Origin of the sequence: Actinotignum sp. UMB0459, assembly GCF_051905915.1 — a bacterium.
Classification (GTDB): domain Bacteria; phylum Actinomycetota; class Actinomycetes; order Actinomycetales; family Actinomycetaceae; genus Actinotignum; species Actinotignum sanguinis.
Genome location: NZ_JBQAIK010000016.1, coordinates 163807 through 174568, shown reverse-complemented (window position 1 = coordinate 174568; position 10762 = coordinate 163807). Strand labels below are relative to the sequence as shown.

Sequence of the window (10762 nt, the reverse complement as noted above, 5' to 3'; positions counted from 1 at the left end):
GAATGCTCTCCTCGTTGCTCTTCGCGCGGGCTTACCCGCGCATCAGAAGGAATGGGTTCGCAATCTCGCAGTGGCGACCGGGGTACCGCGTGGCGACCGGCCCGTCCACACTCGTTTGAACCTGAATTAGTGTATGGCTTTTTGCGGGCACCGCAAGTCCCGCGCGGCTCGCTTCACAGGGGCGACGACGCCGCTACCGCTCAAAAACTAGGTAAACACTACGTAAACGAGGAGAGATGGGATGTGTCACAATGCCTGCATGAGCATACACCCGAGCAGCCAGCGCACCTGCACCACTTAGCCGCCGCGTGCCGGCACCTGCGCCACCACACTCACGCGCACGGCAATGCGGGCTATCTCCCAGCGCGCGCAGCTGCTTTTTTGGGGCCGGTGAACTAGCGTTAAACCCGTGACCCAGCAGCATCTTGGGCCCCGCGAGGCCTACCGTCGTAAGATCCAGCAGCGCCAGACCGTGGTGTTCAGCATCGTGTCCGGGGCGCTCGCGATTGTTTTTGCCCTTTGCCTGCTCATCTGGCTCGGCATTATCCCTTCCCCGCTCAATAAGGAATTCGCCGCCGATCCGGATCCCGATGAGGTCACCATCCCCTGCCTGAGCGCTCCCACCGCCCCGCTGGAGCTCTCGAAAATTAACGCGAATGTGTATAACTCCACGTCCTCGAGCGGACTTGCGGCGGAAGTTGCGCATAACCTCGCGGAAATGGGGGTCACCGTAGGAACGACGGCGAACTGGCCAGCCGGTGTAGATAAATACGGTGCTATTGTGCAGGCCGGCCCCGATGGCCTGGCTGCGGCCTATACCCTAGCCACGTACATTCCTGATTCGGTGGTGGGGTTCTCTAATGACACCACGGGCCAAACGGTCACGGTGATCCTGGGTGAGAAATTCGATGCGCTGCGCAGCCCGGAAGATGCGGCCGCCCAGCTCACCGACGGGCAACTCACCTCCCCGGAAAGCTGCGTGCCGGTCAGCGAAGCGCGGAAGTAGGCGGCACGCTTTTAGGTTCCCCGCATGGCTCCCGCACAGCTCCCGCAGGGCTCACGGCCGGCGTGTGCTTTGCGCGAGGCTAGTTTGCGCGCGCCGCGTTATTTTCCGGCCACCGCGCCCGGCCCGAGGTGATCATCGCGGTCCGAGTACAGCACGGTGAAGCGCTCCACCACCACATCACCCGCCGGATTGAATTCCAGCCCGATGGCTGCCGCTTCCGTTCGGAAAAACTCCGCGTGGGCAGCGCGCCAGCTCTCTAAGCTGCCATCTCCTTCCCCTTCGGCCAGCGCGATATCCGCGCCCACCTCCGCGAAGGGCATGACTTCCACGCTATCGGTGCGGATAAGGGCACGCGGGCGCTCCGCCCCATCCAGCACAATCGCTAAATCGCCTTTTTCGGGAAGCGGCACCTCTTCGGCGCGGTAGCTATCCGCCCAGCTCGACGTCGCAGTTTTCTTCCCCGCCACGATGAGCTCCGCGATCTCCGTGGCTTCCGCCGCGGTGAGCCCGAAGCTACAAGCTGGCGGCCGGAAAGCGGAAATCGATTCGCCGCCCGTGATGACTTCGAGCGGGTTGATTCTCCCGCGCGTCACAGCACGGACCCAAAAAGCTTCGAGGAAGCCTTCTACCTGGGTATTCTCACTCATGCGGATCCTCCTCGGACGGTTCGGGTGCTTGTGTGGCGAGGCCCGGGTTGAGACCTTCGGCCTCTAGGGCGGCGTTGAGCCACTGGGTGGTAAGAATGCGCACCAGGGCATTCGCGCCCAGTGCCCCGCCCGCGATGGTCAGCGCACGATACCCGCGTTTATTCCAGCGCCGCGCCCCGGCGATAACCATCGCCAAGCCCAGTCCGGCCTGCGCCGACGAAATAATCTCCAGCAGGCGCGGATGATCCAGGTAGAGACGCCGATATACTTTCCACATCCCGGCCGGGGCGGAACCGTAGCCGGATACCTCATACGCCAGGGATGCTTTCATGCGCTCCGGGAAAGCCTGCGGCGTGAAAACGGTAGCCACCGGAATATCCGCGGCTTCCCGCTCCCCGCGCAGCACTTCGCCCACCGCTGCCGGCAGGCCCAGTACCTCGAGGAAACGCGGCACCGCTTCCGATACCGGAGCGGTAAGCGCCTCGGTCAGATCCCCAGCATCTACCTCGGGGAAATCATCGAGGATACGCCGCACCCGCGCACCCGCGCCGAGTTCTTCCCGGGAAAAAGCCGCGGCGGCGCTATTGGCCTCCACGTGCGGGAGATCCTGGAGGGTATCAAGCCATTTCCAGTAGGTAATCCCGGAGTTCTGCCGGATGACCAGAACAGGGTTGCGCCAGCTCGGCGCCGCCCCCGCGGTGGATAGCACGATGACGAAACCGGGCCGCCGCCCGATCTCCGCATCGCGGGCCAGGGGGACATCTGTCACCATCACATTGGCGTTCCCGTGTTCCAAAACCGCCACCGGCTTTTTGATCCGCGCCGCCAAGCCCGGCACTCGCGCGAAAGGCACATCGGAAATGGCGACCATGGGACCGTTGTGCATGGTGGGGATTTTGCCTTCGTCTCCGGGCAGCAGCGGGGAATCAGAGACCGGCGCATTCTCGCCGGTTTCCCCCGCGGCCGGATCCGCCGCGGCAGCGGCGGCGTCGTCGTTGTGAAGATGAGCATCCGCATAGGCGAGATCCGCTTCGGTCACATCCACCTCACCCAAATCAATATTCGGGTACACGACGTAACCATCCACTTCAATGTGGATTTTGCGCAGCTCATGATCCATTTTTTGAGCGAAATCCACGAGGTTGAGGCCGGGCACAATCCCGGGCTCCTCCGCCTCCGCGCCCGCCTCCGGTTCCTCCTGAGTGGGCGCGCTCTCCGCATCCTCCTCGCCCGCGGCACCCGCAAGCCCGGCTCCGGACTCCGCGGCGGCACCCGCCTCCAACACGCTCCGGATCGTGGCCACGCGGCGCCGTTTCCCGGTCACCGCGATCTCAAAACGGAAAATATCGCCGTCGTGATCCCCGCGGACCACCACACCTTCGCGCGCGAAGAAATCTTCCAGCTGGGCGGGGCTGGTCAGGCTCTGGTCGAGCCGCTGCACCTCACCGCGAACCGGCCTCCACTGATACATTGTCCCCTCCGTTCATCCGTGCCCGGATCCGATCGACCTGGTAGAGCGAAATTCCCGTGGCGACCGCAGCGTTGAGCGACTCCATACGCGCGGCGATAGGAATCGAGGCAATCACATCGCATTTATCGCGAATCAGCCGCGCCAGCCCGCGCCCCTCCGAGCCGGTCACCAGCACCAGCGGGGTATCGGCCAGGCTGAGGTTCTCCACCGTGGTGGAGCCGCCGCCGTCCAAACCGACCACGAAATATCCCATTTTCTTCAGTTCATCGAGCGTGGCCGCCAGATTCGTCACCCGCGCGGTCGGCACAATGGACACCGCCCCGGCGGAAACTTTCCACACCGTAGCATTCACGCCGGCCGCGCGCCGCTCCGGCACGATAACCGCGTCCGCATTGAAAGCCGCCGCGCTGCGCAGCACCGCCCCCAGATTATGCGGGTCGGTCACCGAATCAAGGGCCACGAAAAGCGGCAGTGGCCCGCCCGCTTCGTGGCGCTCCAGAGCCGCGCGTGCCTCTTCAATTGCATCCGCGTACTCGTAGGGCGGCACTTCAATGGCCACGCCCTGGTGCACGGCGTTCTCCGTCATCCGGTCGAGCTCGCCGTGGGAAACTTCCACGAGCGGCGCACCCAGCGCGGTTGCCTGCGCCACCAGCTCGGCCAGGCGTTCATCACCCACTGCGGAGGTCTGCATAAAGACCCTGGTCAGGGGCACGCCAGCCCGGACCGCTTCGCGCACCGGATTGCGCCCGCAAATCAGTTCGTGCCCGGGCGCGGTATGCAAATCGCGGCGCAGCTTCATGCTGGAACGCTCGCGTGCCTCCGCTTGCGCCTTGCGGGCATCACGCACCTGCTTTTCTTTATACGCCTTGTGGTAGACCCGTTCCTCCGCTTTCGGGGTGGGGCCCTTGCCCTCCAGGCGCCGGCGGTTATTCCCGCCCGAGCCGACCGTGGCGCGCTTCTTGCCCTTGGGGCGCCGGGTGCGTCCGTCTCCCATATTTCTCCTACTTTTCTTCCGCGCCGGTGGCGGATTCTTCTACGTTGGTGGCGGAATTTTCCGCGCCGGTGGCGGATTCTTGCGCGTTGTCCAAGTGCCAGTGGGCTCCGTCCACCGAATCTTCCACGGCGATGCCGGCCGCGTGCAACGCATCGCGCAGCGCATCGGCCCGGGCCCAGTCTTTCGCGGCGCGCGCGGCCGCGCGTTCCTTCAGCATAGTATCGACGACGGCGCCCAGCGCCCGCGCGGTTGCTTTATCCGCCCCGGTGGAATTACGCCAGGGGGCAGCCAGGGGATCAAGCCCGAGCACATCAAGCATGGCCCGCACCCGCACCTGGGCGGCGCGCACGCCGGAGCTATCCCGCTCCGCAAGCGCGGCGTTCCCGCGGCGTACCTCATCATGGATCGCGGCCAGCCCGCTCGAAACATTAAGATCGTCATCGAGGGCCCGTACGAATGCTTCGGGTAGATCCGCCGGACCCACCGCCGCGATTTCTTCCGCCGGTACTTCTTCAGTGGCGGCAACCGAGCGTTCCACGAATCCGGCCAGGCGTTCCCATACTGCCCCGGCTTCCGCCAGGTTTTGCGGCGAGTAGTCCACGGTGGAGCGGTAGTGGACCGTTCCCAGCGCGAAACGCACCACCGCCGGGGATACCTGCGCGGTAACATCCTCCAACGAGACGACATTCCCCAGCGACTTACTTATTTTTTCGCCATTAATGGTCACCCAGGCGTTATGCATCCAGTACCGCGCGAAATTCCGCCCCGCCGCGTGCGCCTGCGCCTGCTCATTTTCGTGGTGCGGGAAACGCAAATCGATGCCGCCACCGTGAATATCAAATTCCTTACCCAAGTAGTGGGTAGACATGGCGGTGCACTCCAGGTGCCACCCCGGCCGCCCGCGCCCCCACGGGGTATCCCAGGCGGCGCTTTCCGGTTCGCCCGGCTTAGGTGCCTTCCACAGCGCGAAATCATGAGGATTGCGCTTATCGGCTTCCCCACCTTCCTCATCCACCACCATATTTTCGAGCTTCTGGCGGGTGAGGGAACCGTAATCGGGCAGCGATGCGACGTCGAAATACACATTGCCGGGCTTGCCCACATAGGCGTGGCCCGCGTCAATAATTTCCTGGATAAGCGTGATCATCTGCGGAACATGCCCGGTAGCCCGCGGCTCATAGGTGGGATCGAGCACCCCGAGGGTACGGTAGGCGGCGCTGAATTCCTTTTCGAAACGGTAGGCCCAGGCCCACCACGGAGCACCGGCCTGCGCGGATTTATCGAGGATCTTATCGTCAATATCGGTGACGTTGCGCACCAGACGCACCTCATTGCCGCAGCGGCGCAACCACCGCACCAGCACATCGAAAGCCAGCGCGGAGCGAATATGCCCGATATGCGGGGACCCCTGCACCGTGGCGCCGCACAGGTACACGCTGACCTTCCCGGGTTCCAGGGGAACGAAATCCCGGACGGCACGGACGGACGAATCATAGATCTTGAAGCTCACGTGGCCAGTTTACCCGCTCCCCGCCCGCCGGGCAGTGCCGTTCAACGCCCCGTTACCCTCCTCGCCTACGATGAAGCCATGCATAACACTTCTGCCGCGCCGCCGAGCGCCAGCACGCCGCCGGCCGCCCCGCAGGCCGGTGCATCTGCCGCGCCGAGCGCTAGCACACCCGCGCGTTCCGTTCTTTTCAACCGCCGGGTTCTCCCCTGGGCGCTGTGGGACTGGGGTTCGGCCGCTTTCAACGCCGTCGTGACCACCTTCGTTTTCACCCCGTATCTTTCCAACGAAAAGTTCTTCGGGAACCAGGCCAATGCGCTCATCGGCTGGGGCTTGGCACTCGCCGGGCTGCTCGTGGCACTTATCGCCCCGGCGGTGGGGCAATGGGCGGACCGTTCGGGGAAGAAAAACTCCCTCCTCACCCTCACCACCCTCGTCACCATTGTGTGCATGGCGCTGCTGTTCTTTGTGGCGCCGTCGCCTTCCTACCTGTGGCTCGGGGTGGTGCTGCTGGCCGTCGGCAATATCGTTTTCGAAATTGGCTCGGTGGTCTACAACGCGATGGTCACCGATATTTCCACACCGGCCACCCTGGGGCGCATCTCCGGTTTCGGCTGGGGCATGGGATACGTGGGCGGCATCGTGCTCCTCCTCATCCTCTTTATTGGCTTCATCAGCCCGGATACCGGCTGGTTCGGAGTGACGAGCGCGAACGGCATGAATATTCGCGTCTGCATGATCGCCTGCGCGCTGTGGACGCTGATTTTTTCCGCCCCGCTCATGGTGCTCTCCCGCGATGAATCCCCGCGCGGGGAACAATCCCGCGGCATCATCGCCGCCTACCGAGCTATTTTCCGCTCCATCGCGCGGCTGTGGCGCGCGGATCGCTCCACGTTCTGGTTCCTGATTTCTTCCGCTATTTACCGCGACGGCCTGGCCGGTGTCTTCGCTTTCGGCGGGGTGCTCGCGGCCCGCGTTTTCGGTTTCACTCCTGGGGAAGTCATGATTTTCGGCATCGCGGCGAACGTGATCGCGGGGGTTGCGACCATCGCTTTCGGGTGGTTGGAAGATATTATCGGCGCGCGCCGCGTTATTTTCATGTCGCTCACTCTTATGATCGCGTGCGGCTGCGTATTGTTCTTGATGCACGACGCCGGCAAATCCCTCTTCTGGGTCTTTGGCTCCCTCCTGTGCATTTTCGTGGGGCCGGTCCAGAGTTCTTCGCGTACCTACCTGGCGCGCCGCGCCGGCCGCGAGAATAGCGGCGAGCTTTTTGGCCTCTACGCCACCACCGGCCGCGCGGTTTCTTTCCTCACCCCGGCGCTGTATTCAGCTGCGATTATGAGCTTCGGTGCGCTGGCCGGGGTAAGCGGAGATGCCGCGGCCCACTACGGCATCCTCGGGATTATCGCGGTGCTTGCGGTGGGGCTGGCTGCCTTCTACGGTTCGCTGCGCGCTGGCCGGCGGTGATGGACTGAGTCGCAACTGGCCGAGGGTGGCGCGGCGTCGTACCACCATGAATGAAGCGGCCCGGGAAATTCCCGAGGCCGCTTCAATCACGTGTATCTGGGCACGAGGCCCCGCTCTTTAGTTGGATGAGGTGGACGCCGCGCCGCCTTCTTCCGAGCTGGGTTCCCGGCCTTCGTTACCTTCGGCCAGGATCTCATCAAGGAGCTCACCGGCTTCTTCTTCGCTCAATTCGCGGGCGAGGGCAATTTCCGAGCAGAGGATCTGGCGGGCGCGCTGGAGCATCCGCTTCTCCCCCGCGGAGAGGTGACGATCCGTATCCCGGCGCGTGAGGTCACGCACCACTTCGGCTACCTTATTAACATCTCCCGAGGTGAGCTTTTCGGTATTCGCCTTGAAACGCCGGCTCCAATTGGAAGGTTCTTCCACATCCTGTTCGCGCAGAACCCGGAACACCACTTCAAGCTGATCTTCGTTGGAGACATCGCGGACCCCAACTTCCTCGATGGATTCGGCCGGAACCTGAATGACCATATCGCCCTGCATGACGTTAAGCGTGAGGTAGGTGCGCTTTTCACCCCTGATAATCTTGTCCGAAATATCAGTAATTTCCGCTGCCCCGTGATGCGGGTAAATAACGGTTTCTCCGACCTTGAACGGCATTGAATCAGAACCCTTTCTCCGCTGCGCGTTCGCGCAATATGCGCATATCCGATAGACATTTTACCATTGACGGTGTAGTCTCTGATCTTTTTTGCGCTGCAAGCCACAAAGGGCTGCGGTGCGGGCCACAGCTTCGCTATTCAGAAACCAGCTTATAACCGAGCCCACGCACCGTAACCAGCGCGGTGGGCGCGGAAGGATCCACCTCAATCTTCGAGCGAATCCGCTTGACGTGCACATCCAGGGTCTTGGTATCACCCATATAATCCAAACCCCAGATACGGTCAAGAATCTGGGGACGGGTAAGCACCCGATCCGGATTACGCAAGAAGAGTTCAAGCAGCTCGAATTCCCGCAGCGGCATACTGATGAGTTCTCCGCCCACATACACTTCGTGCTTATCGGTATCCATTTCTACCCGGCCCACGCGCAGCACGTCTTCGTCCACGTCGTCCGCGGCCCCGGTACTCGCCCGGCGCAGCACCGCCCGCACCCGCGCCACCAATTCCCGGTAAGAATAGGGCTTGGTGACATAGTCATCCGCCCCTACCTCCAAACCGACCACCTTATCGATTTCGGAATCTTTGGCGGTGAGCATAATGATGGGCACATCCGAGGTGGCTCGAATCCGGCGGCACACTTCCTCGCCGGACATGCCCGGAAGCATGAGGTCAAGAAGCACCACATCGGGGCGCGCCACCCGGAATTGTTCCAGGGCCGCGGTACCATCCGCGGCGGTGACCACCTCGTAACCGTCCCGGCCCAGGTTGAATGCGAGGGTGTCACGGTAGGTAGGTTCGTCATCAACAACAAGAATCGTGGTCATGGTGTTTTGTTACTTCCTCTCCGAATGCTCAAGCGCATTAGTTTCAGGGCTGGGAGCCGCCTCGGGAATATAGGGTTCGGGTAGGCAGATGGTGAAGGTGGAGCCCTGGCCTACCTTGCTCCATAATTTGATGCGCCCGCCGTGGTCTTGCACCACATGTTTGACGATGGCGAGGCCGATCCCGGAGCCGCCGGAATTACGATCCCGGGCCGCATCCCCGCGGTAGAAACGCTCAAAAATACGTTCGCGTTGCGCCGCGTCAATTCCCTCTCCTTGGTCGACGACGGAAATAAGCACCTGCCCATCCGCCAGCGATGTTGCTACCGAGACCCGCCCGTGCGGCCGGGTATAGCGCACCGCATTATCCAGCAGATTGCGAACCGCGGTGGCGAGCATGCGCCTATCGCCGTAAACCGTGAGGCCCGGCTGCCCGCCGCTCACAATTTTCACCCCGCGATTAGCGGCTTCCACATCCATGCGGGCCACCGATTCGGCTACCACCGCATCCACATCAACAAGTTCCGTGGTGGTGAGGGCATTACCTTCTTGGAGGCGCGAAAGCTCGATAATATCCTGCACCAGACCGCGCAAGCGCACCACTTCGGTATCTAGCTGGGCGGTGAAATGCCGGACCGCTTCCGGATCATCCGCCGCGCTTTCCAGGGTTTCCACCAGCAAAGAAATTGCCCCCACCGGGGTCTTTAATTCATGGGAAACATTCGCCACGAAATCGCGCCGGGTTTCTTCCAGTTTGAGCTTCTCGGTATTGTCCTCGAAAAGCACGAGCACCCGCCCGCCGGACAGCGGCGCGGCGTAAACCATCAGGCGGGTATCGCTCTGATTTTTCAGCGTGGATCGTTTAATGGAGAGCGGGCGGGAGAGCACCTCCCCGGTATCGCGCACCCGCGCCACCAGTTGGATGAACTCCGGGCGCACCAGGCGATCATCGCGCACCAGCCCGAAACTATACGCTTGGGTAGAGGCCCGTTCCACCACGTCAAGGGCGGACACCAGCACAAAGAATTGCGGAATCGCCTCGAGGACTTTCACGGCGTCCTCCACCGGCTCTACCGGCGCGGTTACCCGCAATGGGCGCAGCGAACGCTGCGAATAGGCGAAAGCCAGGGAGGCGATAATGCCCACGGCGATCCCCCCGCAGACCGCGGCAAGCACAGCGATTCCTTCAACCATGGTTCCAGACTAGCCTGTCCGAGCGCGGCCTGGCACGCCCGACGGCCCCGAAAGCCCGCTATTTACCTACTGTTTACGGAATATGCCGCTAGTGTTAACCCCATACTGCTGAAATAAGACCTGTGGTGCGCCGCCGTGCGCTACAAACGCGCCCGCGGGCGCACAGAAATGAGGAGCTTTAATGCGTCAAGAATTCCGCAACGAAATGAAGACGCTCGAGGAAACGCTTGCCAAGCAGGCTCGCAGCGCCGCTCGGGCGATGGAACACGCCGCAGATTCGCTGCGGAACGCCAACCTGGCCCTGGCGGAATCGGTTATCGATGCCGATGCAAATATTGATGAGCTGCAGCGTCAGATTGAAGATATGGCTATTTCGCTGCTGGCGCGCCAGGCGCCGGTTGCCTCGGATTTGCGGACCGTGGTGACTGCCATGCGCATCGCCATTACCCTGGAGCGCATGGGTGATCTGGCCCGGCACGTTGCCTATATCGCGCGCGGGCGTTTCCCCGAACGCGTGGTGGGCGGCCCCGGCTATGACCTGCTCGTACGCATGGCCGATGAGGCCGTGCGAGTGGGCCGCCAGGTGGAAGAGCTCGTGCGCAAGCAGGATCTTGCCATCGCCGATGAGATTGACGAACGCGATGAAGTTCTTGACGATCTGCACCGCCAGTCCTTCCAGCTGGTTCTCGACGAAGATAACGGCATGAGCCACCAGGAAATCGTGGACGTGGTGCTGCTGGGCCGTTTCCTGGAACGCTACGGGGATCACGGGGTCACCGTGGCGCGCCGCATGCACTTCCTGGTCACCGGCTTGCGCGTGGATGTGGAATCCACCCCGGGCACCGAAGAAGAAATGCTCGGTGGCGATTTCCCCGCAGGTTTCTCCGCCGGGGATATGGAAGATTAATATAGTACTACCGCCGCTCCGGCCAGGATCGCGTGCCAGCTAGGCAGGCGGCCGGCTGGCCGCGGCGGCGTCGTACGGGCCTG

General features: G+C 62.6%; 10 protein-coding genes. 3 read left to right on the top strand and 7 right to left on the bottom strand.

The window, feature by feature from the left end:
* Positions 1–409 precede the first annotated feature (409 nt).
* Positions 410–1006, top strand: coding sequence for a LytR C-terminal domain-containing protein (locus tag ACTFPK_RS06185; RefSeq protein WP_126135342.1), 597 nt, complete (start codon positions 410–412; stop codon positions 1004–1006).
* Positions 1007–1104: 98 nt separating this feature from the next.
* Here the strand turns inward: ACTFPK_RS06185 and ACTFPK_RS06180 are convergent, their stop codons facing one another.
* From ACTFPK_RS06180 to cysS, 4 genes are read right to left on the bottom strand one after another with little or no spacing between them, the layout of a single operon-like run.
* On the bottom strand, positions 1105–1653 hold the full coding sequence (locus ACTFPK_RS06180; protein ID WP_274733348.1) for an ASCH domain-containing protein: 549 nt from the start codon (positions 1651–1653) through the stop codon (positions 1105–1107).
* Positions 1646–3124 carry a hypothetical protein gene (locus ACTFPK_RS06175; RefSeq protein ID WP_274778285.1) on the bottom strand — a complete coding sequence of 493 codons (1479 nt, stop codon included), beginning with the start codon at positions 3122–3124 and terminating at the stop codon, positions 1646–1648. Before ACTFPK_RS06175 ends, ACTFPK_RS06180 begins: the two co-directional genes overlap by 8 nt.
* Positions 3096–4118 carry a 23S rRNA (guanosine(2251)-2'-O)-methyltransferase RlmB gene (rlmB, locus tag ACTFPK_RS06170; protein WP_126135339.1) on the bottom strand — a complete coding sequence of 341 codons (1023 nt, stop codon included), beginning with the start codon at positions 4116–4118 and terminating at the stop codon, positions 3096–3098. The genes ACTFPK_RS06175 and rlmB overlap by 29 nt, the downstream gene beginning before the upstream one ends.
* Before the next feature lie 7 nt (positions 4119–4125).
* Positions 4126–5628 carry a cysteine--tRNA ligase gene (gene cysS, locus ACTFPK_RS06165; protein WP_274733345.1) on the bottom strand — a complete coding sequence of 501 codons (1503 nt, stop codon included), beginning with the start codon at positions 5626–5628 and terminating at the stop codon, positions 4126–4128.
* Positions 5629–5706: 78 nt separating this feature from the next.
* Here cysS and ACTFPK_RS06160 point away from each other — a divergent pair, with 78 nt between their 5' ends.
* Positions 5707–7095, top strand: a complete 1389-nt coding sequence (locus tag ACTFPK_RS06160; protein WP_274733344.1) for an MFS transporter — start codon at positions 5707–5709, stop codon at positions 7093–7095.
* Positions 7096–7212: 117 nt separating this feature from the next.
* On the opposite strand, the gene ACTFPK_RS06155 is transcribed toward ACTFPK_RS06160, so the two are convergent.
* The 3 genes from ACTFPK_RS06155 to ACTFPK_RS06145 form a co-directional block, all read right to left on the bottom strand.
* Positions 7213–7755 (bottom strand): CarD family transcriptional regulator, encoded by a 543-nt coding sequence (locus ACTFPK_RS06155; protein ID WP_274733343.1) that lies wholly within the window; start codon positions 7753–7755, stop codon positions 7213–7215.
* Positions 7756–7891: 136 nt separating this feature from the next.
* A complete protein-coding gene (locus ACTFPK_RS06150) occupies positions 7892–8581 on the bottom strand; it encodes a response regulator transcription factor (RefSeq protein ID WP_016443352.1) in 690 nt (229 codons plus the stop codon).
* Positions 8582–8590: 9 nt separating this feature from the next.
* The gene (locus ACTFPK_RS06145) at positions 8591–9772 is read right to left on the bottom strand and encodes a sensor histidine kinase (RefSeq protein ID WP_039899279.1); all 1182 of its coding nucleotides are present in this window, start codon (positions 9770–9772) and stop codon (positions 8591–8593) included.
* A gap of 181 nt (positions 9773–9953) precedes the next feature.
* Between ACTFPK_RS06145 and phoU the strand changes: the two genes are divergently transcribed.
* Positions 9954–10679, top strand: coding sequence for a phosphate signaling complex protein PhoU (gene phoU / locus ACTFPK_RS06140; RefSeq protein WP_016443350.1), 726 nt, complete (start codon positions 9954–9956; stop codon positions 10677–10679).
* The last annotated feature ends 83 nt before the right edge of the window (positions 10680–10762 follow it).